Origin of the sequence: Kribbella sp. NPDC023855, assembly GCF_040639475.1 — a bacterium.
Lineage (GTDB): Bacteria > Actinomycetota > Actinomycetes > Propionibacteriales > Kribbellaceae > Kribbella.
Genome location: NZ_JBFAAA010000005.1, coordinates 243,298 through 270,271 on the forward strand (window position 1 = coordinate 243,298; position 26,974 = coordinate 270,271).

General features: G+C 66.7%; 23 protein-coding genes. 18 read left to right on the plus strand and 5 right to left on the minus strand.

Going from position 1 to position 26,974, the window contains the following annotated elements:
- Positions 1 to 266 precede the first annotated feature (266 nt).
- Positions 267 to 809: a hypothetical protein gene (locus AB0F51_RS20235; RefSeq protein ID WP_360281999.1), complete on the plus strand. Its 543-nt coding sequence runs from the start codon at positions 267 to 269 to the stop codon at positions 807 to 809.
- Between the two features lie 277 nt (positions 810 to 1,086).
- On the opposite strand, the gene AB0F51_RS20240 is transcribed toward AB0F51_RS20235, so the two are convergent.
- A complete protein-coding gene (locus AB0F51_RS20240) occupies positions 1,087 to 1,776 on the minus strand; it encodes a GNAT family N-acetyltransferase (RefSeq protein ID WP_360282001.1) in 690 nt (229 codons plus the stop codon).
- 53 nt (positions 1,777 to 1,829) lie between these two features.
- On the opposite strand from AB0F51_RS20240, the gene AB0F51_RS20245 reads away from it, so the two are divergent.
- The 5 genes from AB0F51_RS20245 to AB0F51_RS20265 all read left to right on the plus strand — a co-directional run bounded on the left by AB0F51_RS20245 (position 1,830) and on the right by AB0F51_RS20265 (position 8,801).
- A complete protein-coding gene (locus tag AB0F51_RS20245; protein WP_360282003.1) occupies positions 1,830 to 2,462 on the plus strand; it encodes a GNAT family N-acetyltransferase in 633 nt (210 codons plus the stop codon).
- Positions 2,463 to 2,842: 380 nt separating this feature from the next.
- The gene (locus AB0F51_RS20250) at positions 2,843 to 3,841 is read left to right on the plus strand and encodes an ABC transporter permease subunit (RefSeq protein ID WP_360282005.1); all 999 of its coding nucleotides are present in this window, start codon (positions 2,843 to 2,845) and stop codon (positions 3,839 to 3,841) included.
- The gene (locus AB0F51_RS20255; RefSeq protein WP_360282007.1) at positions 3,838 to 4,737 is read left to right on the plus strand and encodes a carbohydrate ABC transporter permease; all 900 of its coding nucleotides are present in this window, start codon (positions 3,838 to 3,840) and stop codon (positions 4,735 to 4,737) included. Before AB0F51_RS20250 ends, AB0F51_RS20255 begins: the two co-directional genes overlap by 4 nt.
- A gap of 34 nt (positions 4,738 to 4,771) precedes the next feature.
- A complete protein-coding gene (locus AB0F51_RS20260) occupies positions 4,772 to 6,439 on the plus strand; it encodes an ABC transporter substrate-binding protein (RefSeq protein ID WP_360282009.1) in 1,668 nt (555 codons plus the stop codon).
- A gap of 79 nt (positions 6,440 to 6,518) precedes the next feature.
- On the plus strand, positions 6,519 to 8,801 hold the full coding sequence (locus AB0F51_RS20265) for a glycoside hydrolase family 95 protein (RefSeq protein ID WP_360282011.1): 2,283 nt from the start codon (positions 6,519 to 6,521) through the stop codon (positions 8,799 to 8,801).
- An 864-nt stretch (positions 8,802 to 9,665) separates the two neighbouring features.
- Here AB0F51_RS20265 and AB0F51_RS20270 read toward each other — a convergent pair.
- Positions 9,666 to 10,061, minus strand: a complete 396-nt coding sequence (locus AB0F51_RS20270; RefSeq protein WP_360282013.1) for a MerR family transcriptional regulator — start codon at positions 10,059 to 10,061, stop codon at positions 9,666 to 9,668.
- Between the two features lie 103 nt (positions 10,062 to 10,164).
- Here AB0F51_RS20270 and AB0F51_RS20275 point away from each other — a divergent pair, with 103 nt between their 5' ends.
- Positions 10,165 to 11,214, plus strand: a complete 1,050-nt coding sequence (locus tag AB0F51_RS20275; RefSeq protein ID WP_360282015.1) for an iron-siderophore ABC transporter substrate-binding protein — start codon at positions 10,165 to 10,167, stop codon at positions 11,212 to 11,214.
- A gap of 4 nt (positions 11,215 to 11,218) precedes the next feature.
- On the opposite strand, the gene AB0F51_RS20280 is transcribed toward AB0F51_RS20275, so the two are convergent.
- The gene (locus AB0F51_RS20280; RefSeq protein ID WP_360282017.1) at positions 11,219 to 11,659 is read right to left on the minus strand and encodes a carboxymuconolactone decarboxylase family protein; all 441 of its coding nucleotides are present in this window, start codon (positions 11,657 to 11,659) and stop codon (positions 11,219 to 11,221) included.
- 309 nt (positions 11,660 to 11,968) lie between these two features.
- On the opposite strand from AB0F51_RS20280, the gene AB0F51_RS20285 reads away from it, so the two are divergent.
- Together AB0F51_RS20285 and AB0F51_RS20290 are read left to right on the plus strand one after the other, a co-directional pair.
- The gene (locus tag AB0F51_RS20285; protein ID WP_360282019.1) at positions 11,969 to 12,982 is read left to right on the plus strand and encodes an endonuclease/exonuclease/phosphatase family protein; all 1,014 of its coding nucleotides are present in this window, start codon (positions 11,969 to 11,971) and stop codon (positions 12,980 to 12,982) included.
- Positions 12,983 to 13,227: 245 nt separating this feature from the next.
- Entirely contained in the window at positions 13,228 to 13,830 is a 603-nt protein-coding gene (locus AB0F51_RS20290) for a hypothetical protein (RefSeq protein WP_360282021.1), read from the plus strand.
- 65 nt (positions 13,831 to 13,895) lie between these two features.
- Here AB0F51_RS20290 and AB0F51_RS20295 read toward each other — a convergent pair whose 3' ends face one another.
- Positions 13,896 to 14,540: a response regulator transcription factor gene (locus AB0F51_RS20295; RefSeq protein ID WP_360282023.1), complete on the minus strand. Its 645-nt coding sequence runs from the start codon at positions 14,538 to 14,540 to the stop codon at positions 13,896 to 13,898.
- A complete protein-coding gene (locus AB0F51_RS20300; RefSeq protein ID WP_360282025.1) occupies positions 14,533 to 15,648 on the minus strand; it encodes a histidine kinase in 1,116 nt (371 codons plus the stop codon). The genes AB0F51_RS20295 and AB0F51_RS20300 overlap by 8 nt, the downstream gene beginning before the upstream one ends.
- 176 nt (positions 15,649 to 15,824) lie before the next feature.
- On the opposite strand from AB0F51_RS20300, the gene AB0F51_RS20305 reads away from it, so the two are divergent.
- The 9 genes from AB0F51_RS20305 (at position 15,825) to AB0F51_RS20345 (ending at position 26,638) form a co-directional block, all read left to right on the plus strand.
- On the plus strand, positions 15,825 to 17,507 hold the full coding sequence (locus AB0F51_RS20305) for a sodium:solute symporter family protein (protein WP_360282027.1): 1,683 nt from the start codon (positions 15,825 to 15,827) through the stop codon (positions 17,505 to 17,507).
- 25 nt (positions 17,508 to 17,532) lie between these two features.
- A complete protein-coding gene (locus AB0F51_RS20310) occupies positions 17,533 to 17,778 on the plus strand; it encodes a hypothetical protein (protein WP_360282029.1) in 246 nt (81 codons plus the stop codon).
- A gap of 98 nt (positions 17,779 to 17,876) precedes the next feature.
- Positions 17,877 to 18,650, plus strand: coding sequence for a phytanoyl-CoA dioxygenase family protein (locus AB0F51_RS20315; RefSeq protein ID WP_360282031.1), 774 nt, complete (start codon positions 17,877 to 17,879; stop codon positions 18,648 to 18,650).
- The gene (locus AB0F51_RS20320; protein ID WP_360282033.1) at positions 18,647 to 19,555 is read left to right on the plus strand and encodes an AraC family transcriptional regulator; all 909 of its coding nucleotides are present in this window, start codon (positions 18,647 to 18,649) and stop codon (positions 19,553 to 19,555) included. The genes AB0F51_RS20315 and AB0F51_RS20320 overlap by 4 nt, the downstream gene beginning before the upstream one ends.
- Positions 19,556 to 19,639: 84 nt before the next feature.
- The gene (locus AB0F51_RS20325; RefSeq protein WP_360282035.1) at positions 19,640 to 20,497 is read left to right on the plus strand and encodes a trypsin-like serine protease; all 858 of its coding nucleotides are present in this window, start codon (positions 19,640 to 19,642) and stop codon (positions 20,495 to 20,497) included.
- A gap of 230 nt (positions 20,498 to 20,727) precedes the next feature.
- Complete coding sequence (leuS, locus tag AB0F51_RS20330; protein WP_360282037.1) at positions 20,728 to 23,217, plus strand: leucine--tRNA ligase; 2,490 nt, start codon at positions 20,728 to 20,730, stop codon at positions 23,215 to 23,217.
- Positions 23,218 to 23,229: 12 nt separating this feature from the next.
- Positions 23,230 to 23,649 carry a YjbQ family protein gene (locus AB0F51_RS20335; protein WP_360282039.1) on the plus strand — a complete coding sequence of 140 codons (420 nt, stop codon included), beginning with the start codon at positions 23,230 to 23,232 and terminating at the stop codon, positions 23,647 to 23,649.
- Positions 23,650 to 23,745: 96 nt separating this feature from the next.
- A complete protein-coding gene (locus AB0F51_RS20340) occupies positions 23,746 to 23,952 on the plus strand; it encodes a hypothetical protein (RefSeq protein ID WP_360282041.1) in 207 nt (68 codons plus the stop codon).
- 175 nt (positions 23,953 to 24,127) lie between these two features.
- Complete coding sequence (locus AB0F51_RS20345) at positions 24,128 to 26,638, plus strand: helix-turn-helix domain-containing protein (protein WP_360282043.1); 2,511 nt, start codon at positions 24,128 to 24,130, stop codon at positions 26,636 to 26,638.
- Positions 26,639 to 26,974: the final 336 nt, after the last annotated feature.

Below are 26,974 nucleotides of genomic sequence, written 5' to 3' on the forward strand. Positions count from 1 at the left end.
AAGCCGCTCGGATGCAGCGAGTTGACGCGGTCCGGCGAGACCCTGTTGACCACGAGTGAGGCACCCAGCGCCAGGAGTGTGCCGACGAGTGAGAAGACGGCGAACCAGACAGCTGGATCGGTCGTTCCGAGAGATCGGGGAAGCTGAAGTCCGACAGCACCCGTACCGACCAGAGCCGGTCGAAGGCCTCGCTGGACAGCCCCGAGACCAGGCTGATCAGCAGCAGCATGCGAACTACCGGACGACGCCGGGCGACCGCCAGGGCCGTGTTTGAAGGTATCGCCCATTTGGCGGAAGGTCTGGCGTTCGGACTTCGGCGTGCGGTGGAAGTTCTGCTCCCGCATGAAGACGAACAGCGCCAACGCGGTCAGCATCATCCCGGCACCGGACAGCAGCATCGGCAGGCTCAGACTCAGCAGGCCGAGCGCGCCGGCGGAGACGATGCCGACGATCCGGCAGGCGAGCTCGACCTGCTGGGTCCGGACGAAGACCGGCGCGACCTTCTCCTCGCCGACCTCGTCGGTGATTCAGGCCTGGTCGGCGCCGGAGGTGAAGGTGAAGCCGAGACCCCACAGCACCTGCGCGGCGAGAATCGCGAGGAACGTCGGCACCAGCCCCTGCAGCAGGAAACCCGCGCCGATGAAGGTGAAGCCGATGATGACGGACAACCGCCGGCTGTAGAGGTCGGCGACGATGCCGGTCGGGATCTCGAACAGGAAGCAGGCGACTTCGAGCGTCGTTCCGACCAGGACGAGTTGCAGTGGGCTGAGGCCGACTCACTCCTGAAAGCAGCGCGTGTGCGGGCATGACGGGGCGCGACCGGTCGTAGACGACGGTCAGCGCGCCGGGCGTGACGCACGACGGCACAGGTCAGCGGCCCAGGGGGCTCACTGACGGCGGTGGTGCGCTTTCAGGAAGGGGTTTGCATGTCGGCGATGGTAGAGCACCGCCTGCTCACGCGCCTGTTCTTTTTGTTACCTTCCGCGGCCCTCCCAGACCGATTGACAACCCTTCACCTGGGTACCATCGAACTAGCCCGGCCCGGCCGTTCCCCCGTGATGGTCGGGTCGGGTCCACCATGTCAGGTCAAGCGGGCTGCAAGGCCTTGCGATACCGCGGCTGCCGCTCGACCACCCGATACCCCAGGCGCTCGTACAGCGCGACGCTGCCGGTCGGATTCTCCGCGAGAGTCCACAACGACGCGGTCCGTACGCCGTGCTCCCACAACTGCCGATGATTCGCGCGCAACAAGGCCGACGCCAGCCCTCGCCGTCGCCACGCGGCCCGTACTCCGACCCACGGGGTGTCCGCGGCGCCGCTGATCACCCACCCGGCGAGCCTGTCGCCCGCCCAGCCCAGCGTCCACAGCGAATGATCGGGGAATTCCTCAGCGGCGTCTCGCTCGAACTCCTCGAACGTGTCCTGCACATATCCCAGCCGGCTTCCCCCGAAGACCACCGCGATGTCGTCGTACACCACCCGATGATCCGCCGCACTCGCCGGCCGAATCTCGATCCCCTCCGGCAGTTCCAGCGGGCCCGGCTCGTGCAGTTCCTTGGTCATCCGCACCCTCGTGAACGCCACCGCATACCCAGCCGCAACCACGGCCGCCTGAGTCTCCGCATCATCAGCGTTCACCCCGAACATCGCAGTTCCGGCGGGTGGATTGGCTGCCGCGTGCTCGCGCGCTCGTTCCTCCTGAAGCTCGAGCTCAGCCCCAGCCGTCAACAAGTACAACCGAGTGCCATCAGCCTCGTCCCACCACACCAGCTCCATGCGCCCCGATTATCACCGCGCGACCTGTACCCCGCACCCGGATAATGAGGGGCATGCCTCTGCTTGTTGAGCCGGCCTTGTCCGTGGGGACTTTGCGGGGGCTTTCACAGCCGTCGCTGGGGGTTGACGAGGAGCTGCGGCTTCGGCCGTGGTGTGGGGGCGATGCGGCGATGGTGCAGGCCGCCTTCGGGTGCGAGCACATTCAGCGCTGGCACGTACGGCGTCTCGATGCTCTCGACGAGGCGGTTGAGTGGACCGCGCAGTGGGAGGCGCGGTGGGCCGCTGAAGAGGCGGTGAGCTGGGCCGTGGTGGATGGCGATGACAACCCGTTGGGGCAGGTCGGGCTGCGCAGCATCTCGCTGACGGAAGGCTCTGCCGGTCTTTCTTACTGGGTCCTGCCTGCCGCGCGTGGTCGACGGATCGCCGCGCGGTCGGTTGAGGCCGTCTGTCGCTGGGCCTTTGACGAGATCGGCTTCCATCGGCTGGACATCCAGCACTCGGTCGGCAACCGCGCTTCCTGCAAAGTGGCTGGTCAGAGCGGGTTCGCGTTGGAGGGGACCCTGCGGCAGGCGATCCGGCATGCCGATGGGTGGCATGACTGGCATGTTCACGGGCGGATCCGCACCGACCGTCAGATCTCGCAGAGGGTTTCGTCATCGCCGGTGCCGGGTGAGTTCACGTCTTGACATAAGCCCCGACGCCCAGTTGACTGGGATATAGTTCACGTAGGAAATAAATTCGTGCCAGCGGTTCGGGGTCTCGGCTCAGGGTGACTCCGGGCCGCCGTTGGCGACCGTCCAGGTCTCGTGGGGAGCCACGGGGCCTGGCGGTGTTATTTGCTGTTGGCAACATTTTCGCCGACTGGTGACGGTGACCGGAAAGCCCTTGCAGCAAAGGGCAAACGCGATCTGGTCAAGGTCCGGTATCGAGAGTCCCGGTGGCTCTTCCGCTGTCCCGGGTTCTGTGTCATCCTCCCGGTTGAGACACAAAAATCCTATCGGATATCGGGTTGTCTCCCAGTCACGACTTGTCATCGGCATGGCCAGAACACCGAAGGGACGCGGGTGTGAGCGGAACGATCGAGATGAAACCGGCGCCACCCGCGCCGTTGCGGAAGCAGGCGGTGACGACCGCCCGGATCAAGCGGCCGGGCCGCTGGACGGAGGCCCGGCGCAGCTTCCGCCGGCACTGGCAGCTCTACCTGCTGATCCTCGCGCCGCTCGCGTACTTCGTCATCTTCAAGTACATCCCGATCTCCAACGCGGTGATCGCGTTCAAGGACTACAGCCCGATCAAGGGCCCGTGGGGCAGTGACTGGGTCGGCTTCCGGAACTTCGAGCTGTTCTTCCACAACCCGGTGTTCTGGACCCTGGTCAAGAACACCTTCCTGCTGGCCGCCTACACCGTGCTGGCCAGCTTCCCGATCCCGATCATCCTGGCGATCGCGCTGAACGAGATCCGGGCCGGCTTCTTCAAGAAGACCGTGCAGCTGGTCACCTACGCGCCGTACTTCATCTCGACCGTCGTGGTGGTCTCGATGACGATCCTGGTGCTCTCGCCGCGGATCGGCTTCGTCGACGACGCGATCGGCCTCTTCGGCGTACCGGCGATCGACTTCCTCGGTGATCCCAACTACTTCCGCCACATCTACGTCTGGTCCGACGTCTGGCAGACCACCGGGTACTCCGCGGTCATCTACCTGGCCGCGCTGTCCGGAATCGACCCGGCGCTGCACGAGTCGGCCAAGATCGACGGCGCGAGCCGGATCAAGCGGATCCTGCACGTCGACCTGCCCGGCATCATGCCGACCGCGGTGATCATCCTGGTGCTCGGCGTCGGCAACATCATGTCGATCGGGTTCGAGAAGGCGTTCCTGTTCCAGAACCCGCTGAACCTGGCGCAGTCGGAGATCATCGCCACCTACGTCTACAAGACCGGCCTGCTCAACGCCGACTTCAGCATGGCGACCGCGGTCGGCCTGTTCAACTCGGTGATCAACCTGCTCCTGCTGGTCGGTGTGAACTTCGCCGCCAAGCGGATCACGGGGAACGGACTGTGGTCATGAGCGAGAACAAGTCCACCATCGCCGAGACCCGGTCCGACCGGATCTTCCTGATCGGCGTCAAGGTGATGCTGACCGTCGCGCTGGTCGCAGTACTGGTGCCGCTGATCTACGTCGTCGCCAACTCGTTCAGCAGCGCGGGGGCGGTCAGCTCCGGGCAGGTGTTCCTCTGGCCGGTCGAGCCGAGCCTGCGCGCGTACCAGGAGGCGCTCAGCGATCCGCAGATCCTCAAGGGCTACTACAACTCCCTGGTCTACGCGGTCGGCGGCACCTTCATCAGCGTCACGCTGACCATCGCCATCGCGTACCCGTTGTCCCGCAAGACGTTCTTCGGCCGCAACGTGATCATGAGCCTGCTGCTGTTCACGATGCTGTTCTCCGGCGGACTGATCCCGACGTACCTGGTGGTCCAGGACCTCGGCATGCTCAACACCCGCTGGGCGATGGTGATCCCGAGCGCGATCGGGGTCTGGCAGGTCATCATTGCGCGGACGTTCTTCCGCAGTACGATCCCCGACGACCTGTACGAGGCCGCGGTCCTCGACGGCGCCAGCGACCTGCGCTTCCTCTGGTCGGTGGTCCTGCCGCTGTCCAAGCCGGTGATCGCGGTGATCGCCCTGATGTACGCGATCTTCCAGTGGAACACGTACTTCGATGCGTTGGTCTACCTCAAGGACCCCGGTCTCTACCCGTTGCAGATCGTGCTGCGCAACATCCTGATCCTCAACTCCACCACGGGCGCCGCCGCCGACATCTCGGCCACGCTCGAACGCCAGCAACTCGCGAACGTCCTCAAGTACGCGCTGATCGTCATCTCGAGCCTGCCCGTACTGCTCATCTACCCGTTCATCGCCCGCCACTTCACCAAGGGCGTGATGGTCGGCGCCGTCAAGGGCTAGTAGTCGTTCTGTTCCAGAAGGGAAACAAAGGAAAATGCGCTCAAACAAGAGCAAGGTGGTGGCCGGCCTGGTGGCTGCCATCGCGCTGGCCGTCGGCGGCTGCAGCTCCGACAAGTCCGGCGACGCGGCCAAGAACGAGGTGAGTGCCGACGGCAAGGTCGTCATCGACACCTTCGCGCCGCAGGGACCCGACGACAACCTCGAGACCAACCTGGTCACCAAGCTGATCAGCGACAAGTTCAAGATCCAGTTCCGCTGGCAGACCACCACCCTCGACGCGGGAGCTGCCAAAGAGAAGCGCCAGATCGCGCTGGCCAGCGGCGACTACCCGGACCTGTTCATGCTCATCCCGTGGGTCGACGGCATCACGCAGGCCGAAGTACAGAAGCTCGGTACGCAGGGCGTCGCAGTACCGATCGAGGACCTGATCAAGGAGCACGCGCCGAATATCCAGAAGCAGCTGGACTCCAACAAGACGCTGAAGGAAATGTCCACCGCGCCGGACGGGCACATCTACGCGCTGCCGCAGTGGTCGGACTGTTTCCACTGCACCTACCCGGACAAGCTGTGGATCAACTCCGCCTGGCTGAAGAAGCTCGGCCTGCAGATGCCGAAGACGACCGAGGACCTGCGGACCGTACTGCGCGCCTTCAAGACCCAGGATCCCAACGGCAACGGCAAGGCCGACGAGATCCCGATGACCACGGACGTCCAGGACAGCAGCCTGATGGGCTTCCTGATGAACCCGTTCGCGTACAACCCGGTCGGCGGCAACAGCAACCGTTCGCTGCTCGCGCTGGACGGCGACAAGGTGGTCACGCCGGTCAACTCCGATGCCTGGAAGGAGGGCCTGAAGTACATCAACTCCCTCTACAAGGAGGGCCTGATCGACAAGGCCTCCTTCACCCAGAACGCGGAGGCGCTCAAGGCCACCGGCAACAACCCGAAGGCGGTTGTCGTCGGGTCCGTACCGGTGCTGTGGCCGGGCATCTTCGTCCAGCTCGGCTCGAAGGACGGCCGCGACAAGCAGTACGACGCCGTACCGCCGCTGACCGGTCCCGCGGGCAAGAGCTACACCGGCTACAACTACCCGAGCTCGACCGGCTACACCTTCATGCTGACCAACAAGGCCAGCAAGGAGGCTCAGGTCGCCGCGATCAAGATGCTCGACTACATCTACAGCGACGAGGGCCGCAAGGTCAGCGTGATGGGTCCGGAGGGCGTCGGCTGGTCCAAGCCGCGGCCGGGTGACATCGCCCTCGACGACAAGACGAAGGTCGGCTACTACCGGTTCGGTGAGGCCGAAAAGAAGAAGAACATCTCCTGGGACTCGATGGCGCAGTACAACATCACTCTTGCCTACCGCAACGAGCAGGCGGTACCGGCCGACATCTACTCGGACGCCGGTCTCGAGCGCCGGCTCTTCCAGGCGACCAAGCTGTACGAGGGACACGAGGACAAGGCGCAGTGGTTCCCGCTGGCCTCCGTCTGGGTGGACCCGAGCCTCAGCGGTGAGCTGGCGACCTTGCAGACCAACCTCAACAGCTACGTGACGCAGAACCAGCTGGCCTTCATCACCGGGACGAAGGACATCGACTCCGGCTGGGACGCCTACGTGAAGGGGCTCGACAGCACGGGGATGAAGCGGTACCTCGAGCTGGAGCAGCAGGCCTACGACAAGTACAAGTCCGGCAACAAGTAGTTCGTCCACCGGCCGTGCCGGGAGCTACCGTCCTAGCTCCCGGCGCGGCCGGCCCTCTGTGTGAAAGGAAACTCTCTGTATGTCGCAGGAACTGTGGTTTCGTACGCCGGCGCCGGACTGGTTCGAGGCACTGCCGGTCGGCAACGGCCATCTCGGTGCGAAGGTGTTCGGCCGGGTCGAGGACGAGCGGATCGCGCTGAACCTCGACGACGTGTGGTCAGGCGCGGGTCCGCGCAAGCTCGCGGTGACCGACGGTCCGGAGGTGCTGGCCGACATCCGCCGGCTCCTGCTCGAAGAGGGCGACCAGTACGCCGCGTCGGAACGCGCGCGGGCTCTCCAGGGTCCACTGGTCGAGTCGTACCAGCCACTGGGCGATTTGTTTCTTGGGTTTCCCGGCGATGGGGCAACGGAGTACAGGCGGGCGCTTGATCTTCGGACCGGAATTGTGTCCGTCGACTACACGCGTAGGGGAGTGCGCTTTCATCGCGAGACCTATGTCTCGGCGCCGGACCAGGTGATGGTGTGGACTGTCGAGGCGAGCTCGGCGGGTGCGATCGATCTCGACCTGGCGCTGACCAGTCCTCACCCAGTTAGTGGTGACGTGGACGGCGAGCTGGTGACGATGGTCGGGCACGCGCCATCGGACCTCACTATCGAGTACCGGAGGAGCCCGGATCCGATCCGGTACCGCGAGGGGCAGGGGATCGGCTTCGGTGTCGCTCTGCGGGTTGTTGCGGCGGGCGGGACGGTGCGGGCCGGCGATGCTGGTCTGCTTGTTCGTGGTGCGGACAGTGTGACCGTGTTGTTGTCAGCGGCAAGCACCTTCGCGGGCTGGTCTGTTGCTCCCGGCTCCGATCCTGCTGTCGCGTTGCGGGAGGCAACCACTTTGCTCGATTCCGTTGATCTCGGCAAGCTCAAGCAGCGGCATCTCGACGACCATATTGCTTTGTACGACCGGGCTGAGCTGACTCTCGGGGAGCCGGTGGACCTGCCGACCGACGAACGGATTCGCGCGGTCGTTTTGGGTGGTACGGATCCTGGGTTGAGCGCGTTGATCTTCGCTTTTGGTCGGTACTTGCTGATGGCATCTTCCCGGCCGGGCACGCAGGCTGCGAACCTGCAGGGCATCTGGAACCAGGACCGCCGCCCGATGTGGGCGAGCGACTGGACCAACAACATCAACACCCAGATGAACTACTGGCCCGCCGACGTGACCGGCCTCCGCGAATGCTTCGACCCGCTGGCGGACCTGCTGACACAGCTGGCGGAGTCGGGCGCCGAGACGGCCCGCATCCTGTACGACGCACCCGGCTGGGTCTCGCACCACAACTCCGACATCTGGATGGCCAGCTGGCCGGTGGGTGACGGCGGCGACGATCCAGTGTGGTCGATGGCGCCGACTTGTGGAGTGTGGCTGTCCGCGCATCTGATGGAGCACCACCGGTTCCATCCGGACCTGGACTTCCTGCGGGAGAAGGCGTATCCGGTGCTGCTCGGCGCGACGGAGTTCGTGCTGTCGATGCTGGTGGAGGATCGCTCCGGGCAGTTGCAGTTCATTCCGTCGACGGCGCCGGAGCATCACTTCATCGTGCCTTCCGGCCAGAAGGCCTCGGTCGACCTGACCACCGCATACGACATCTGGTTGCTGCGGGAACTGTTCGGCAACCTGGCCGAGGCGGAGGCTGAGCTCGGGTTGTCGAGTGAGGTCTCGGTGCGCGCTCAGGCGGCGCTGCCGAGGCTGCCGGAGATCCCGGTCGCGGACGACGGTCGGATGATGGAGTGGCAGACGGACTGGCCGCCGTCGGAGTTCGACCATCGGCATCAGTCGCATCTGTACGGGCTGTTTCCTGGCGCGCAGATCGATCCGGAGACTATGCCGGAGCTGGCCGATGCGGTGCGGGCGTCGCTCGCAGTACGGACGTCTGGCCGGCCATCGGGTGGGTGGACGAGCGCTTGGCTGATCGCTTTGTGGGCGCGGCTTTTCGAGCCGGAGAAGGCGGAGGCCGTACTGCGGGACTACACGAGCCGGCTCGTCTCGGACAACCTCCTGCACCGCGACGGCGACATCTTCCAGATCGACGCCAACTTCGGCCTCACCGCCGCCATCGCCGAACTCCTCATCCAAAGCCACACAGACACCATCCACCTCCTCCCAGCCCTTCCGTCTGACTGGCCCAGTGGCTCCTACCGAGGTTTACGAGCCCGAGGCGGGCTGGCTTTCGACGTCGAGTGGTCGGAGGGTCGGCCGGTGAAGGTGGTCATTCGAGCGGACGTGACGGGGACCTACAAGGTCCGGATTGCTGGCGGCGAGCCGATCACCGTCACGCTCACGGCCGGGCAGCAGGAGGACATACTGCGGTGACTGCGGTTTCCCCACGCCTGCGCCACGCTCGCTCCTTCGTCGCTCACACGGCGCCAGCTCCCACCCACCCGGGGCGCGGGCTCCTGCGTCGCCCGCTTGGTGAAACCGGTTGTGTGTCGCCGGCTGTCGCGAGGTGACTGTGGTTTGGGAGCACACCTGCGCTGGGGAGTGCTCGCATGTGTGGACCCCACGCCTGCGCCACGCTCGCTCCTGCGTCGCTCACACGGCGCCAGCTCCCACCCACCCGGGGCGCGGGCTCCTGCGTCGCCCGCTTGGTGACACCGGTTGTGTGTCGCCGGGCGTCGCGAGGTGACTGTGGTTTGGGAGGGCCAATGCGCTGGGTTGCTCCTGTGCGTGTGGACCCCACGCCTGCGCCACGCTCGCTCCTGCGTCGCTCACACGGCGCCAGCTCCCACCCACCCAGGGCGCGGGCTCCTGCGTCGCCCGCTTGGCGACGGCCAGTTGCTCGCCAGTGTGCCGAGCGACAGGAGGTAGTCCCCAGATAACGGCGCTGGGCCTCATCGCTGAGCGTGCGGACGGCTCCTGCTGCGGACTACCTCCTGTTCTTAGGGACACTCAAACCGCGCACAGCCGTTGCGAGCTACGCGCCCGCTCCGGCGCAGCCCACTGGGCACTGCTCACCGGCGGGCGTGCCGCATTTTGCGCGGCTGCAACGAAGGAGCCGCCCAGCGGGTGGGGCCGCGACGTGGGAGCCGCAAAGGGAGTACCCAACAGCTCACCTGGACCACCGCTCGGTTTCGTTTGGCGACGTAGGAGCCGCGTGTCGGGTGGGTGGGAGCCAGCGCCGTGTGAGCGACGGAGGAGCGAGCGTGGCGCCGGCGTGGGGTTCGTTCTGGCGTGGGGCTAGTCGAAGGGGATGGGGCAGTTCGGGTAGTCGGCGCAGTGGGTTAGGTCGTTGCAGCCGTAGGTGATTGCTTCTCGGAGGGTGTTCGCGATTTCGGTCAGGTCCGCGATGCGGGCTTCGATGGCGGCGAGCTTCGTGGCTGCCTGCGCTTGGAGGCCGGCATGGGAGTGCATGCCGCGGTGACTGCTGACGGCCAATAGGTCCGCTATTTCGGTGAGGGTGAAGCCGAGGCGTTGGGCGACCTTGATGACGCGGAGGCGGGTGACGGCGTCTTCGGGGTAGGTGCGATGGCCGCCCAGGGTGCGGGCCGGCTCGGGGAGCAGGCCGCGGCGTTCGTAGTACCGGAGGGTTTGCAGGTTGACGCCTGCCGCGGCGGCAAGTTGTCCGCTTCTCATGGTTCCCACGGTAAACCCGTACCCCAGTACCGGATTCCAGCCTGCTTAGGACTGCCTAACCAAAGTTGTTGTAGCCTCAACCTTCGAATCGGACTGATGACTGATGACTGATGGACAGATGGGACTGCTGGTGATGGGAACGGCTCGGCGGTTGGTGGCCGGTGTGGTGATGATGGCCGTTGTGCTGACGGGTTGTGGAAGCAACGACGACAAGAAGGCGGACACCGGGGTCGGAGACTCCGAGGTCGCCACCGGGGGCCGGCTGTTCTCGACGGCTGACGAGGCGACCGCGAAGCTCGGGTCGGACGCGGCGGCTGGGGTGTTTCCGCGGACGGTGAAGCACGCGCTGGGTGAGACCAAGCTGGAGAAGAAGCCGGAGCGGGTGGTGGTGCTCGACAGCGGTGAGCTGGACGGCGTACTGGCGCTCGGCATCACCCCGGTCGGGATGGCGACCAACGCGGGGCAGTCCGGCGTACCGAGTTATCTCGCGGACAAGGCGCAGGGCATCAAGACGGTCGGCGGCGTCAGCGAGCTGAACCTCGAGGCGATCGCCGCGCTCAAGCCGGACCTGATCATCGGCAGCAAGCTGCGCGCCAACGACCTGTACCCGAAGCTGAGCGCGATCGCGCCGACCGTGTTCAGCATCCGGCCGGGCTTTCCGTGGAAGGAAGACTTCCTGCTGCTGGCCGACTCGCTCGGCGAGGAGACGAAGGCGACCCAGCTGCTGAACGACTACCAGAAGCGCGCGACCGAGGTGAAGGGCAAGGTCACCGGGTCGCCGACGATCTCGCTGGTCCGGTTCCGGCCGGGCGACATCCGGCTGTACGGCAACCTGTCGTTCATCGGCGTGATCCTGAAGGACGTCGGGCTGCCCCGGCCGAAGGTGCAGGACATCAAGGAGCTGGCGCTCGAGGTCTCCGAGGAGAACATCGGCCAGGCGAACGGTGACTGGATCTTCTACTCCAGCTACGGCAAGCCCGATGCCACTGCGGAGAACACGGTCGTCAACGGCAAGATCTGGAAGGCGCTGCCCGCGGTCAAGGCCGGCAAGGTGGCCCGGGTCGACGACGAGGTGTGGTTCCTCGGGCTCGGGCCGATCGGCGCGATGGCCACGCTCGACGACCTGGAGAAACTCCTCGCGGGCAAAAGCTGATTGATCAGTCCGCGACCGGGAGCAGGCCGCGCTCGGCGAAGACGCGCTTGGCGGTGAAGATCGCGTTCAGGGCCTTCGGGAAGCCGCAGTAGCCGGCGGCGTGCGTGAGCGCCTCGACGATCTCGGTCGGGGTCAGCCCGACGTTGAGCGAGGTCCGGATGTGGACCTCCAGCTGCGGCTCGCAGCCGCCGAGCGCGGTCAGGATGCCCAGCGTCACGAGTTGCCGCTGCTGCGGATCGAGGCCGGGCCGGGAGTAGATGTCGCCGAACCCGAAGGCGACGATGTGGTGCGCGAGTGCCGGCGCGATGTCGCTGAGCGCCTCCATGACGGCCGGCGCCGATCCGCCGTCGACGGCGTTCAGTACTGCGGCGCCGCGCTCGTACCGGGCCCGTTCCTCGGGGCTGTCGATGCTGCGCGGCGGCTCGAAGGTGGGAGGTTGAGTCATGTCCGGCACGCTATGCGGCCGACGGTTCAACCAGCATGGCGTCTTTGTGAATACTGGCCGGGTGAGTACTGGCGGACGGTGTGCGCAGTGCGGGTCGCGGATCGAATCGTCGAGTTCGGGCCGGCTGCGCGATGCCGGAGGCCGGTCGGGGCCGGGCGGGTTCTGTTGCTTGCGGCAACTGATTGGCGAGGCCGCGGGCCCCTACGTTCGGACGGCTGGGTGGTACCAACGGATGATTTCGGATCGTCGTCGGGATGATCGGACGGTCCCAGACTTTGGTCCGGCCCCCGGGTGGGCAAGAATCACTGCATGTCCGACCGCCAGACTGCTGTCAGCCGCCGGGACCCCGGCCGCCGTAAACCCAGTACCGGCCGTGCTGCCGCGCGCCGGGATCGCAAGGGCGGCAAGTGGCGCCGTGGGTGGTTCATCGCGGTGCTGGCGATCCTGGTCGCCGTGCCGCTGCTGTTCCACCGGCACGTCCCGAACTCGATCGGCAACCTCGGCAGTCTGCTCGACACCTTCCTGCCCTGGGTCGGCGTCGCCATCCCGGTGCTGGCCCTCGCGGCGATCCTCCGCCGGTCCGCCACCGCCGGCGTCGCGCTGCTGGTCCCGATCCTGGTCTGGGGATTCATGTACGGGAACCTGCTGGTCCCGGGCAAGGGCGGCGGCTCCCACGACCTCCGGGTGCTGTCGCACAACGTGGACGCGGCGAACAAGGATCCGGAGCGGACCGCGCGGGACCTGATCGCCGCCGACGCGGACATCGTCGCGCTGGAGGAGATCACGCCGGCGGACCTGAAGGTCTACAAGGCCCAGTTCGCCAAGGTGTACCCGCACGTCGTCGCGCGCGGCACCGTCGCGCTGTGGTCGAAGTTCCCGGTCGAGGAGAGCAGATCGGTCGACGTCGGCTTCACCTGGACGCGGGCGCTGCGGGCCGAGGTGGCCACGCCGGAGGGCAAGGTCGCCGTGTACGTCGCGCACCTGGCGTCGGTCCGGATCGGCACCAGTGGGTTCACCTCGAACCAGCGCAACGACACGATCAAGCAGCTCGGCCAGCAGATCGCCGGCGAGAAGCTGGCCGGCGTGATCGTGATGGGTGACTTCAACGGGACGGCCAACGACCGCAGCCTGGCTCCGTTGACCGTCGGCCTCCGGTCGGCCCAGGGCGTCGCGGGCTACGGCTTCGGTTTCACCTGGCCGTCCGACTTCCCGATGGCGCGGATCGACCACATCCTGGTCCGCGGCGTCACCCCGACCAAGGCCTGGGTGATGAAGTCCACCGGCAGCGACCACCGCCCCGTCGTCGCCGAACTCCGCATCTGAAGCTGAACGCCGGGTACGAGCGCGAGTTCGAGGCCGAGTGCGCTCGCTTGCGCGCTGCGGTGCCGACTGGTCTGGCCGCCGCCGAGCGTGCGCTTTCGTGGGCTACCGATGCAGGCCTCGCGGCGCCGTGCCCAGCGTCAGAGCCGGCTGCGCGCTTCGACCACGAGGGGCTGTTCGTCGAGGATTCGTTCTTCGAACTGCTCGCGTGCTTGGGGCTGCGGCACGGAAGCTCCTAGACTCCGGCAGTGACCGCCCAGGAACAGTACCGACGCATGCTCAAGGAATGCATGACGCCAGCTTTGCGCGAACGAGGCTGGCGCGGTGGATCCGGACAGTATTACTTGCACGGAACGGCCGGCCATGTGGGAAGCCTCATTCTGTCTGGACACCATGCGCGGTCGACAGCGCAGGTGCGCACCTTCCATGTGCACATTGGCGTGGTCTCACGGTATCTGCAGGAATTTCGGGAAGGCACCGGGCGAAAGCCGATGACGAAGCGCCCCTCGTATGCGCTGGACCACGACTGGTTCGACGAGGTCGCGAGCTTTACGATCACCAGCGAGGATGATCCGCTGGACGTCGGCAGGTTCGTCTGGACGATCGTGGAAACGCAGGCCATCCCAAGGGTCGCTGCCAGCCTCGACGACGATGGGCTGCGCCGTGCCGTCGATGCCTGCCCTGTTGGTATCGGCAGAGGTTGGGTGCGCACCCTGATGGACATCGCCGAAGGAAACCTCGAGGAGGCCCGGAGGCGCATCGAGTTCTTCGAGAACAGGGTCGGTGGTGACGACCCAGACGTGACCTTCGTGCGAAGCCGACTGCACGAGGCCGCGAACAACAATGACTGAACCGCAGCTGACCGCCGCCACCGCGACAAAGAGCTGCACCGAGTCGGCCGGACTCCACCGAGCTGTCAGGCTTCGGCGAGGCCGTGGCGGTAGGCGTAGCGGACGGCTTCGGCGCGGTGGCGGGCGCCGATCTTGGCGAAGGTGTTGTTGATGTGGGTCTTCACCGTCGCCTCGCCGATGAACAGCAGCTCGGCGATCTCGGCGTTGCTCAACCCACGAGCGATCAGCTTCAGTACTTCGCTCTCCCGCGCCGTCAACCCGTCGTTGCGCGGCACTGGAGTCGACGCCAGTCCCGCGATCAGCTTCCGCGACACCTCGGCATCGAACGTGGACTGCCCAGCAGCCGTCGCCCGCAACGCCGCGCCGATCTCCACCCGCCCGGCGTCCTTGGTCAGATACCCGCGAGCGCCGGCCCGCAGCGCCAACGCGATCGACTCGTCGTCGGCGTACGTCGTCAGCACCAGTACTGCGACCTCCGGGTACTGCGCCGCGATCCGGGCCGTCGCCTGGACCCCGTCCATCACCGGCATCCGAAGATCCATCAGCACGACATCCACCGCGCCGGCCGCGACGAGTTCGAGCGCCTCGGCACCATCGCCGGCCGAGCCGACCACCTCGATGCCATCGATCAGGCCGAGCAGCGCGACCAGTCCTTCGCGCACGACCTGCTGATCGTCCGCGACCACCACGCGCACAGGCGCTTCAGGCATCCTTCACCTCCGCGACGACCAGCCAGCCGTCCCCATCCGGTCCGGCCTCCAGCTTCCCACCGACGAGGGCGAGCCGCTCCCGCATCCCCGGAAGACCGAACCCCTCACCAACAGGCGCCGCCGCACAAGCGTTGCGGACCGCCAGCCGCAATCCATCGCAATAGTCGAGTTGCACCTCGACCGGTCGGCCAGGCGCATGCCGGCCCGCATTGGTCAACGCCTCGCGTGCAGCACCGAGCAACGCCACAGTGATTCCAGAGGCGAGAGGCCGCGGCGTACCAGAGTTCGTCACGGTCACCTTCGTCTCGTGGTCCTTCTCATGCTGCTCGGCCAACGCGGCAAGCGCTGAAGGAAGCGCCGGTGCTTCGTCGGAACGCAACGCGGCAACAGCATTGCGGGCCTCGACCAATCCCTGGCCGGCCAGCCGTCGCGACCGGCGTACCCGGTCGAGAGCGCCGGCCGTGTCGTTGCGCTCGGCAAGCAATGCCTCGGCGACCTCGAGTTGCACGGTCAGTGCGCCGAGCGAGTGGGCCAGCACGTCATGCAGCTCACGCGCGATCCGCCCGCGTTCGTCGAGCGCCGCAGCCCGAGCGTGCTCCTGCTGAGCCAGTTGTGTCTGCTCGAGCAACTGCGCGGTCTGCCGAGCCTGTACTTCGTACTGACGCCGGTTCAGCCCGAAGGCGATCAGGATGGCCGTCCACATCAGCTGACTCAGGTACCAGGTGTCGCTTCGGTCCCACCACCAAGCGGAGATGCCATAGGCAACGGCACAGCTGATGCCGACGGCAATGATCGGCCGGTTCCGCCAGGGCTGCGCCATCACGGCGATGTCGGTGATCGACACGAGCACCAGGACGAGGGCGTTCGAGTCGGAGACTCCGGTGACCAGCGCGGAGCTGACCGCGGCGTACGCGAGTAGCCCAAGGGCCCAGTACGGGCGCAGTGTCATCAGGAAGGTTCCGGCCAGGAAGGCCAGCAACCCGGCTCCAAGCACAGCCCACACCCACGGCTCAGTCGGCCGAGCCGTGGCCAGTACGCCGATCGCGACGGCCGAGGTCATCGCCCGGCCGAGCCATCCGGTCTCGCCGAAGATCGCCTTCGTGTTCACCTGCCCGAGGGTAGGAGAACGCCGCCACGTTTCGGACCATCCCCGGGTGGAGATCGGGATGGAGAATTCCGGCGGTCGGGCGCGGCCCACTGCCGCCGGAGTGGTGGGGGAGGGTAACGTTTCTCACCGGTAGCGTCACCTTGCGTCATGACAACGACGATGCGGAGGACCGGCTTGTGCTAACGCAAGAATCGATTCTGCGGCTGGACGCCACAGCGATCGACTACATCATCATCGCGTTGTACTTCACCTTCGTCCTCGGCATCGGTTACCTCGCCAAACGCGCGGTCTCGAACAGCCTGGACTTTTTCTTGTCCGGCCGGTCGCTACCGGCCTGGGTGACCGGGCTCGCGTTCATCTCGGCCAACCTGGGCGCGATCGAGATCATGGGCATGTCGGCCAACGGCGCGCAGTACGGGATGCCGACCGTGCACTACTTCTGGATCGGCGCGATCCCGGCGATGCTGTTCCTCGGCGTCGTGATGATGCCGTTCTACTACGGTTCCAAGGTCCGCAGCGTGCCCGAGTTCATGCTGCGCCGGTTCGGCAAGACCGCGCACCTGGTGAACGCGATCAGCTTCGCCGTCGCCCAGGTGCTGATCGCCGGGGTGAACCTGTTCCTGCTGGCCACGATCGTGAACGTGCTGCTCGGCTGGCCGATCTGGGTCTCGGTGGTGGTCGCCGCGGTGATCGTGCTGAGCTACATCACCCTCGGTGGCCTGTCGGCGGCGATCTACAACGAGGTGCTGCAGTTCTTCGTGATCGTGGCCGCGCTGCTGCCGTTGACGCTGGTCGGCCTGCACAAGGTCGGTGGCTGGCAGGGCCTGGTCGACAAGATCACTGCCGCGCCGAACGGCGGCTCCGAACAGCTGAGCGCCTGGCCGGGTAACCAGCTGAGCGGCTTCGACAGCAGCTTCCTGTCGGTGATCGGCCTGGTCTTCGGCCTCGGTTTCGTGCTGTCGTTCGGCTACTGGACGACGAACTTCGTCGAGGTCCAGCGGGCGATGGCCAGCAAGAACATGTCGGCCGCCCGGCGCACCCCGATCATCGGCTCGTTCCCGAAGATGTTCGTCCCGTTCATCGTGATCATCCCCGGCATGATCGCCGCGGTCGCCGTCCCGGAGCTGCAGAAGTTCAAGGCCGACGGCAGCGGCTCGGTGACCTACAACGACGCGTTGCTGCTGCTGATGCGGGACCTGCTGCCGAACGGCATGCTCGGGCTGGCGATCACCGGTCTGCTGGCCTCCTTCATGGCCGGTATGGCGGCGAACCTGAGCTCGTTCAACACGGTGATGACGTACGACCTGATCGAGCGGTACCTGATCAAGGACCGCGACGACGACTTCTACCTGCGGACCGGCCGCTGGGTGACGGTCGGCGGCACGGTGGTCGCGATCGGCACCGCCGCGATCGCCTCCGGCTACAGCAACCTGATGGACTATCTGCAGCAGCTGTTCTCGTTCTTCAACGCGCCGCTGTTCGCCACCTTCATCCTGGGTATGTTCTGGAAGCGGATGACCGCGACGGCCGGCTGGGTCGGCCTGGTCAGCGGTACGGCGACTGCGATCGCGGTGTTCGTGCTCTCCGAGACCGGCGTGATCAACCTGCCCGGCCAGGGGGCGAGCTTCGTCGGCGCCGGCGCGGCGTTCGTCGTGGACATCCTGCTCAGCGTGCTGATCAGCCTGCGCACCACGCCGAAGTCGGACGAGGAGCTCAAGGGCCTGGTGTACTCGCTGACCCCGAAGGCCGACCGGACCGAGGAAGCCCAGGAAGGCGACCACGGCTGGTACCGCAAACCGACCCTGCTGGCGGGCATCTCCCTGGTGCTCGTGATCGGGCTCAACATCATCTTCGGCTGACCCACCCGGAAAGGAGCAACTCGAGATGGCAGAGAAGAAGAAGGCCGGCGCGTTCGACATCCGGGTGGTGATCGCGGCGCTGATCGGGATCTACGGCCTGGTGCTGACGATCCTCGGCCTGATCGCCGACCCGCAGGAGGTGGCCAAGGCCGACGGGATCAACATCAACCTGTGGGGAGGCCTCGCGATGCTCGCCTTCGCCGCCCTGTTCGTGCTCTGGGCGCGGCTGCGGCCGATCGTCGTACCGGTGGAACGCCCCCGCGACGAGTAGGCATGTCCGTTTGGCGAACATCGGCGTCCGGGCAGAACATGGCTGTCCGGACGTTGTTGTTCCTAGGCTCGGTGGTACCCGACCAGGAGGAATCCGAGATGACGATCATGCAGAGCCGGCCGGACCTGCCGGCACTGGCCACGCAGTACGCCGAGCAGGGGTTCGTACTGGTGAAAGGCCTGCTCAGCAAGGCAGAAGCAGCGGCGTACCGGGAGACCAGTCATGCCCTGCTGGCCCGGCTGAACCGCGACGACGACCCCACCTGGCAGTCCGCGATGGGGATGACGGACACCAAGACGCGGCTGCAGCACCTGCACGACGCGCAGTTCTACGATGCGGCGTTCAGCAAGCTGCTGGTGGACCCGAGGTTCACCGATGTGGCCGCCGCGGTGATGGGGGTGGAGAACGTCCAGCTGCACCACACCAAGCTGTTCGTGAAGCCGCCGGAGAACGGTTCGCCGTTCCCGCTGCACCAGGACTACCCGTTCTTCCCGCACAAGTACCACCGGGTCGGCGCCGCGATCTTCCACTTCGACGACGCGCCGGAGGAGAAGGGTTGCGTCCGGGTCATCCCGGGCAGCCACCTGTCCGGGCCGCGCGAGCACGACGCGGAAGGCTCCTTCCACTTGCCGGACGTGCCGTTCGAGGACGCGGTGCCGCAGCCCGCCGAAGCCGGCGACGTGCTGTTCTTCACCTACCTCACCGTCCACGGCTCAGGGGTGAACGTCAGCAGCGAACCCCGGACCACCTGGCTCGTCCAGTACCGCGACCCGTCCGACCCGCCCACCGTGAAGACCCACGAACACTCCCTCGGCCAGGGCATGATCCTCCGCGGCATCGACCCGACCGGCCGCGGCTCGGTGGGCGTTTGAGCCTGGCAGCCGTTGAGTCGGCCGGCCGGTTCGTCGACCTCGCGGGGCTACTGGAGTCCTGTGAGGTCGGCGGGTTCCGGGCTGACTTTGTGAGCTGGGGGCACTACCGGCCGGAGTACTGGCGGAACTACTGGCACAGCCACTCGTTCCACGAGATCTGCCTGGCGTACTCCGGCGAGGGGCGCTTCAACTCCGGTACGACGGAGTACGGGGTCAGTGAAGGGGATGTGTTCCTGGCCCGGCCGGGGGACATCCACGAGATCGAGTCGAGCCGGTCGTCGCCGCTGGGGATCGCCTTCTGGGGCTTCACCTTCCGTCCACTGGCCAGTGTCTCCGGCAGTGGCTGGTGGTCGGGGTTGACTCGAGCGGACGGTCCAGTGGTGTCGCGCCGGGTCGGTGGGCTGGCTGGGGTGATCACTGCGTTGGCAGGGGAGGCCGCGCAACCGCAATCCGGCTATGACGAGGCACTGGCCGCGCTAGGAGCTGCACTCGTGCTCGACACGGCACGGGCGTTTGCGCTCGACCAGGACTTGTCGGTTGCGCCCGTAGTACGCGACAGGGGCCCAGTAGTGGTCGAGGCGATGCAGAGGCACCTGCTGGACAACCTGGCTCGTCCGGTCACCGTACGGGAGGTGGCGGCCGCAGTACACCTGTCGGAACGCCATGCGGAGCGACTCTTCCGGCAGTACGTCGGTACTTCGATGATGGCGACCCTGCGCCGGATGCGACTCGAGTTGGCAGCCCAGCTACTGCTCGACTCGGCCGTCACAGTGACCGAGGTAGCACGTGCTTGCGGGTACTCCGACGTACGGCCGTTCAGCACAGCGTTCCGGAGCAGTTACGGCAAGTCGCCAACGCAGTACAGGGCCTCCGGCGGCACCCACCACCTGGGCTCCGAAGGTTGACCCTTGCATTAGGAGAACCTCTAGACGGTCCTCCTCCTTGGTGCTGCAATGCGGTTTACTGCACCACATTCCCCTGGAGATGACATGAGTCGACTTAGCCGCACTATTGGCGTTGCTCTGCTGGCACTCGTGGCGGCGTTGCTGCCGGCCCTGCCGGCCAGCGCGATCACCGGTGGTGAACCAGACGGCAACCGGCACCCCAACGTCGGGCTGATCGCTTTCTACACCCCGGACGGGCGGTTCCGCTGCAGCGCGACCCTGGTCTCGCCGACCGTCGTCCTGACCGCAGCACACTGCACCGACGGCACACTCGGCAAGACACTGGTCACCTTCAAGTCGGTGATCGCCCTGCAGCCGCCGTCACCGCTACCGGTCGCGGCCAACCCCGCTGCCGGCTACACCCAGGCCGAGCTCGAAGCGGCCGGGTACCTGTCCGGTACGGCGTACACGCACCCGGCGTACTCGGACTTCACCGACCTGAACAACTGGAACGACGTCGGCGTGATCGTGCTCGACCGGCCGCTGACGACGATCACCCCGGCCAGGATCGCGCCGACCAACTACCTGAACGCCTTCGGGCAGCCCACGCTGAACAAGACCATCTTCACGTCGGTCGGCTACGGCACCGAGGTCCGCAAGCCCGACTCGGGGCCGCAGAAGCCGACGCCGATGTCGTACCCGCTGCTGCGCCGGTTCGCCGAGCAGCCCGGCCAGAAGCTGACCGACCAGATCCTGCAGGTGAACGGCAACATCAACGACAACCGCGGTACCGGTGGCACCTGCTTCGGTGACTCCGGCGGGCCGACCTTCCACGGCGGCTACGTGGTGACGGTGACCAGCTACGGCTACACCGACAACTGCCGCTACCTCGGCGGACTGCAGCGGGTCGACATCCCGGTCGTCCAGCAGTGGCTCGCGACCTTCGGCGTGACCTTCGGCTGAGCCCTGCTCCAGGCTCCGGCGCCCGTCCTCTGTGGCGGGCGCCGGTCCGGAGTTACCCGGTCACGGATGGGCGGCGTGATGCGCTAATCTGGTGATATGCGAGTGACCCTGCTCCTTAGTTAGCCGTACTGGGCGCCTTCTGAGCGCCGGCCAGTACGGCGTCCCCTCCTGTGCGAGGGGTTTTTTCATTTCCAGGGTCCATGACATCTCGAGAACGCGGGAGTACGACGGTGAGCGAGCAGGTGGAGCACGAGGCGGACGACGCGATCGACCGCGGCGGCTACGACTTCAACACCATGCAGGCCAAGTGGCGGCCGGTGTGGGAGAAGCTCGACCCGTTCAAGGCGAAGGACGACGGCTCCGCGGAGCGCCGGTACGCGCTGACGATGTTCTCCTACCCGTCGGGTGACCTGCACATGGGTCACGGCGAGGTGTTCGCGCTGCACGACGTACTGGCCCGGTTCTGGTTCCAGCAGGGGTACGACGTACTGAACCCGATCGGCTGGGACTCCTTCGGGCTGCCCGCCGAGAACGCGGCGATCAAGCGCAACGAGCACCCGGCGACGTACACGTACGCCAACATCGAGACCCAGGCGGAGTCGATCCGGCGGTACGCGCTGAGCTTCGACTGGTCGCGCCGGCTGCACACCTCCGACCCGGAGTACTACCGCTGGACGCAGTGGCTGTTCCTGCGCTTCTACGAGCGTGGGCTGGCCTACCGCAAGGCGTCGTACGTGAACTGGTGCCCGAACGACCAGACCGTGCTGGCCAACGAGCAGGTCGTCCAGGGCCGCTGTGAGCGCTGCGGCTTCGAGGTGACCAAGCGCGAGCTGACCCAGTGGTACTTCAAGACCACTGCCTACGCCCAGCGGCTGCTGGACGACATGGACCAGCTGCAGTGGCCGGAAGAGATCCTGCTGCAGCAGCGGAACTGGATCGGCCGCTCCGAGGGTGCCTTCACCGGGTTCGTGGTCGAGGGCCGCGAGGAGCCGATCAAGGTCTTCACGACGCGGCCGGACACGCTGTTCGGTGCCACCTTCCTGGTTGTCGCGCCGGACTCCAAGCTGGCCGAGGAGCTGGTCACGCCCGAGCAGCGCGAGGCCTTCGACGCGTACCTGACCGCGGTCAAGGCGTCGACCGAGATCGAGCGGCTGAGCACCGACCGGGAGAAGACCGGCGTCTTCCTGGGCTCCTACGCGACCAACCCGGTGACCGGTGAGCGGATCCCGATCTGGGCCGCGGACTACGTGCTGTCCGACTACGGCACCGGTGCGATCATGGCCGTGCCCGGACAGGACTCGCGCGACTGGGAGTTCGCCGAGAAGTTCGGCCTGCCGATCGTGCGGACCGTGCAGCCGGAAGAGGGTTTCGACGGCAAGGCGTACACCGGTGAGGGTCCGGCGATCAACAGCGCCAACGACGAGATCAGCCTGGACGGGCTGGGCGTCGCCGAGGCCAAGTCGACGATCATCGACTGGCTGGAGGACAAGGGCCTGGGCGAGCGCACGATCAACTACCGGCTGCGCGACTGGCTGCTGAGCCGTCAGCGGTACTGGGGTGCGCCGATCCCGATGATCCACTGCCCCGCTTGCGGCGAAGTACCGGTTCCGGACGACCAGCTGCCGGTGGAGCTGCCTGACCTGCGGGGCGAGGCACTGGCCCCCAAGGGCGTCTCGCCGCTGGCCTCGGCTCGCGACTGGGTCGAGGTGGCCTGCCCGAAGTGTGGCGGCGACGCCGAGCGGGACACCGACACGATGGACACCTTCGTGGACTCGTCCTGGTACTTCCTGCGCTACCTGTCGCCGGACTACACCGAGGGTGCGTTCGACCCGGAGGCCGCGCGCCGCTGGATGCCGACGTTCCAGTACGTCGGTGGCAAGGAGCACGCCGTACTGCACCTGCTGTACGCCCGCTTCTTCGTCAAGGCGCTGAACGACATGGGCCTGCTGGAGGCGACCGAGCCCTTCACCCGGCTGCTGAACCAGGGCCAGGTGATCAACGAGGGCAAGGCGATGAGCAAGTCGCTGGGCAACGGGGTGAACCTGGGCGACCAGCTGGACGCCTTCGGGGTCGACGCGGTCCGGCTGACGATGGTCTTCGCCGGTCCGCCGGACGACGACATCGACTGGGCCGACATGTCGCCGGGCGGTTCGCTGAAGTTCCTGCAGCGGGCCTGGCGGCTGAGCGGGTCGGTCGAGTCCCCGGTCGGAGTGGACTTCAGCACCGGTGACCTGGCGCTGCGCAAGCTGACCCACCGCACGGTGGCCGACGCGACCGAGCTGATCGAGTCGTACCGGTTCAACGTGATGATCGCCCGGGTGATGGAGCTGGTGAACGCCACCCGCAAGGCGATCGACTCCGGCCCGGGTGCGGCCGACCCGGCCGTCCGTGAGGCGGTCGAGACGGTGGCGATCCTGCTGAGCCTGGTCGCGCCGTACACGGCCGAGGACATGTGGGAGAACCTGGGCCACGAGCCCACGGTCGCCAAGGCCGGCTGGCCGAAGGTCGACCCGGGCCTGCTGGTCCAGGACTCGGTCATCGCGATCGTCCAGATCGCCGGCAAGGTGAAGGACCGGCTGGAGGTGTCACCCGACATCTCCGACGCCGAGCTGGAGCAGCTGGCGCTGGCGTCCGAGGCAGTGCAGAAGGCGCTGGACGGCCGCGGCACCCGCAAGGTCATCGTCCGCGCGCCGAAGTTGGTCAACATCGTCCCCGCCTGAGACGCTGCACGGATGCGTTCAGAGCTGATCGATGTCGGAACGGGCGGCCGCGAGGTCGTCTTCGACCTGACGAGCAAGTGCGAGCAGTTCGTCGCCGCTGGGGCCCACCAGGCCCGGGGCGACGGACTGCTGCACGTGTTCGTCCCGCACGCGACCGCCGGGATCGCGATCCTGGAGACCGGAGCGGGCAGCGACACCGACCTGCTCGCGGTGCTCGAACAGTTGCTGCCCCGCGACTTCAGCTGGCAGCACCGGCACGGTACGCCGGGCCACGGGCGCGATCACGTGCTGCCCGCGCTGATCCCGCCGTACGCGTCGATTCCGGTGATCGGCGGCCGGATGATGCTCGGGACCTGGCAGTCGATCTGTCTGGTCGACACCAATGTGGACAACCCGCAACGCCAGGTGCGCCTTTCCTGGTTGCCGAGTTAACTGTTTTTTCAATTGTTTTGATTTTTGTCGGCGACTTATCGCGATGTTGCCGAGTGCGTTACGCATGTGAAACACGGTTGGGCTTGAATACACCCTATGGCGGCCCTGGAGAACCTGCGTGAGCGTTGGCTCGTGGTGGGAAGTGACCTGCTGGTCCGGGTCACCCAAGGTATTTGCGACGGCAGTCTGCTGAATGCGGATTCGGGCCGCGCGGACACCAGAGCACGGATCGAAGAATGGTCCGACGTGCTCTCTTTGTATGCCCCGGTCGATGAAACGGATTCAGTTCGCGTCAGCGCCTGACGGGCCGAACACTGGCCTTGCGGTTCCGCTGTCCCGCACTGTGGTCTACGGGTGCATAAAGCCCCGACACCCCTGTCACGCTATGTTGTGGGGGGACTGTGAGGCTCTGAAGGGGTGACGGGCTTTGTCGGACGCGGATGGCCGGGCTGAGGGACGGCGGGGTTTTGCCGATCTCTTGCTTGACTTGAGGGTCCAGGCAGGACTGTCCCAGGAGGAGCTGGCCGACCGCGCAAAGCTCAGCGTGCGGACGATTCGCGAGCTCGAAGCGGGCCGGGTGGCCCGGCCGCGCAAGGACTCCGTCCGGCTGCTTGCCGCGGGTCTCGGACTGCGCGACGGTGACGCCGGCCGGTTCCTGGCCGCCGCCGGTCACGCGACGGTGCGACCGGTGATCGCTGTTGCCGACCCCGCGCCGACGGGCCTGCGCTGGCGGGGGACCAGACCAATTCCGGACGGCCTCGTCGGTCGCGACACCGAATTGGCCGAGATCGAGAAGCTGCTCCGCCAGAACCGGCTGGTCACGCTGGTCGGGCCGGGTGGCGTCGGCAAGACCGAACTCGCGCTGGCCGCCGCCGACCGGGTCTCGTCGGTGGACACCACCGTGGTGGTCGTCGACCTCACGACGGTGCAGCGCGATGCCGCAGTACCGTCGGCGATCCTCGATGCTTTTGGGACAGCTCCCGGTACTTCGGATCTCGATGACGTGCTGTCCGGGCGCAAGCCGGGCGACCTGGTGATCGTGGAGGACAACGCCGAGCACGTTCTCGACGGGGTCGCCACCGTGGCCAACCGGATGGTGCGCAGCTTCCCGGGGATCGGCGTACTGGTGACGTCGCGGATTCCGCTTGGGTTGCCGGATGAGGTTGTACGGCGGGTGCAGGTGCTCGGCGTACCGCGCAATGACAAGGATTTCGACGAGATCGCGGCTTCGCCGGCGGTGGAGATGTTCTGCCGGCGGGCGGCGCGGGTCCGGCCCGACTTCTCGCTGACCCCCGAGAACGCGGCGATGGTGGCGCGGCTCTGTCAGCGACTCGACGGGCTGCCGCTGGCGTTGGAGCTCGCGGCGGCGCGGGCTGGGTCGCTGTCGGTGGAGACGATCCTGGCGGCGCTGGACGACCGGTTCCGGTTGTTGTCGGGGCCGCGACGGTTCGGTGCCCCGCATCAGCGGACGCTGGCCGACACGATCGCGTGGAGCGTCGACGCTTTGTCCGATCCTGCTCGCCAGCTTTTGTACCGCGCCTCGATGCTGGGGTCGCCGTTCACGCTGGACGCTGTGGTCGGGGTCTGCACGGGCGAGCCGATCGACCCGCTCGACGTCCCGATGCTGCTGGCCGAGCTGGTCGACAAGTCGCTGTTGCAGCCGGTGCTGGAGTTCGAGCAGCTGTACGGCGCGCGGTACAAGATGCTGGAGACGATCCGCGAGCACGCCTATGCGGGGCTGTCGTCGCAGGGCGATGACCTGGTCGAGTTCAAGGATCGCGCTGTCGCCTGGTGTGCGACGTACGTCGAAGGACTGGATGGCGCCTGGTCGAGTCCGGACCGGGAACGGCGCTACCGGGCCGCCAACGCCAACTCGGCGACCTTCGAGATCGCCTTGGAACGGGCGTCGGCGCTGGGGGACTGGGACACGGCTGCTGCAATCGTGCTCGGCTTCCGGATCGCGTGGCAGTACCAGGCGAGTGTGGCCGAGAGCGGGATCCAGTGGGCGAGCGTGTGCGCCGAGAACGTCCAGGACAAGGAGACCAGCGGCCGGCTGCTCGCCATCGCCGGCCGACTCTCCAACCTGACCGGCGACGTCCGAGCAGCCCGCCGGTACTACGGGGAGGCGCGGACTCTGATCTCGCCGGAGTCGGAGATGGGGCTGATGGCCCGCGGCGGGTGGGTGTCGTCCGGGTCGTTGCTGCTGGACACGTTGAGCTTGGCGGAGATCCCGGCGTTGGTGGCTGACGCGCGTAAGCACGGCGACGTACAGCGGTCGGCGACTGTCCAGGCGATCTGCGGGTTGGCGTTGGCGCGCTGGGGGCGGTTGCCTGAGGCCAAGGAGCTGCTGCTCGCTTGGGAGGCGGCACTGGTCAACCCTGGCGTCTACCCGGACGAGATCGCCTACATGGCGCTCAGTCGGGTCGAGTTGGAGCTGGGCAACCTGGAGGAGGCTCGCCGGTGGGCGGAGCTCGCTCGGGGCAGCCAGGCCTCTGACGACCCTGAGCGGACGAAGGTGGCCGGGTGCCTGGCGATGGTGGAGTTCCAGGCCGGGCGGTACGACCTGGCGCAGGCTCTGCTTGATGAGGCAGACGCGGACATTCGCGGGCATCGCGGGTACTTCGACTATTTGGTGATGCTCTACCGGAGTCGGTTGGCCCGGCGTACGGGTGACCTGGAGCAGGCGCGGGTGTCGATCCGCGACGCGGTCAGCCGTCTGTTGGTGGAGGGACGCGTCGTCTACCTACTCGACGTCATGCCGGAGGCGGTTGCTGTCCTGCATGCGCTCGGCCAGCACGACCAAGCCGACCACCTCTGCGGCCAACTCCTCTCCTGGCAACGCACCATGGACCCACCCATGCTCCCCACCGCCTGGGCAGTCCTCCAGGAATCCTGCGCCACCACCACCCCCGCCGAAGGCTGGCCCCACCCAGACCCAGCCACAGCCGCCCAACACCTAGCCGACACCCTCCTAACAGCCCTCTCCTAACCCCCCGCCCGCACCACGCCCACACCCAGGCACCAGCCCGCGTGCGCACTTCTGCCGCGCCCTCCCGCCACACATCGCGTCCCCGCCGCTCGCCGCGTGCTCCTGCCCCGCGCCGCGCCCTCTCGTCATGCGCCGCAACCTCGCGTCAGCGCGTGCCAGCGCCTGCACCTCGCGTCTGGGTCGGCAGACGAGTGGAGGGCTGGTTTGTGACGGGGGAAGGGGGAAGCTGCCGGGCAACTGCCGGTGGTTCTGCCTCGCCCGTGACTACTCAGCGGAACCAGAATGACTGCCGTAGGGCGGTTCGACGACACAGAGTTCCGAACCGGATTCGAGCCA

What these genes read in the sequence shown, in the direction of transcription:
- AB0F51_RS20240 (WP_360282001.1), bottom strand. Translation starts at nt 1,776, where the DNA reads ATGGAGCTGGTGTGGTGGGACGAGGCTGATGGCACTCGGTTGTACTTG.
- AB0F51_RS20245 (WP_360282003.1), top strand. Translation starts at nt 1,830, where the DNA reads ATGCCTCTGCTTGTTGAGCCGGCCTTGTCCGTGGGGACTTTGCGGGGG.
- AB0F51_RS20255 (WP_360282007.1), top strand. Translation starts at nt 3,838, where the DNA reads ATGAGCGAGAACAAGTCCACCATCGCCGAGACCCGGTCCGACCGGATC.
- AB0F51_RS20260 (WP_360282009.1), top strand. Translation starts at nt 4,772, where the DNA reads ATGCGCTCAAACAAGAGCAAGGTGGTGGCCGGCCTGGTGGCTGCCATC.
- AB0F51_RS20265 (WP_360282011.1), top strand. Translation starts at nt 6,519, where the DNA reads ATGTCGCAGGAACTGTGGTTTCGTACGCCGGCGCCGGACTGGTTCGAG.
- AB0F51_RS20270 (WP_360282013.1), bottom strand. Translation starts at nt 10,061, where the DNA reads ATGAGAAGCGGACAACTTGCCGCCGCGGCAGGCGTCAACCTGCAAACC.
- AB0F51_RS20275 (WP_360282015.1), top strand. Translation starts at nt 10,165, where the DNA reads ATGACTGATGGACAGATGGGACTGCTGGTGATGGGAACGGCTCGGCGG.
- AB0F51_RS20280 (WP_360282017.1), bottom strand. Translation starts at nt 11,659, where the DNA reads ATGACTCAACCTCCCACCTTCGAGCCGCCGCGCAGCATCGACAGCCCC.
- AB0F51_RS20285 (WP_360282019.1), top strand. Translation starts at nt 11,969, where the DNA reads ATGTCCGACCGCCAGACTGCTGTCAGCCGCCGGGACCCCGGCCGCCGT.
- AB0F51_RS20295 (WP_360282023.1), bottom strand. Translation starts at nt 14,540, where the DNA reads ATGCCTGAAGCGCCTGTGCGCGTGGTGGTCGCGGACGATCAGCAGGTC.
- AB0F51_RS20310 (WP_360282029.1), top strand. Translation starts at nt 17,533, where the DNA reads ATGGCAGAGAAGAAGAAGGCCGGCGCGTTCGACATCCGGGTGGTGATC.
- AB0F51_RS20315 (WP_360282031.1), top strand. Translation starts at nt 17,877, where the DNA reads ATGACGATCATGCAGAGCCGGCCGGACCTGCCGGCACTGGCCACGCAG.
- AB0F51_RS20325 (WP_360282035.1), top strand. Translation starts at nt 19,640, where the DNA reads ATGAGTCGACTTAGCCGCACTATTGGCGTTGCTCTGCTGGCACTCGTG.
- AB0F51_RS20335 (WP_360282039.1), top strand. Translation starts at nt 23,230, where the DNA reads ATGCGTTCAGAGCTGATCGATGTCGGAACGGGCGGCCGCGAGGTCGTC.
- AB0F51_RS20340 (WP_360282041.1), top strand. Translation starts at nt 23,746, where the DNA reads ATGGCGGCCCTGGAGAACCTGCGTGAGCGTTGGCTCGTGGTGGGAAGT.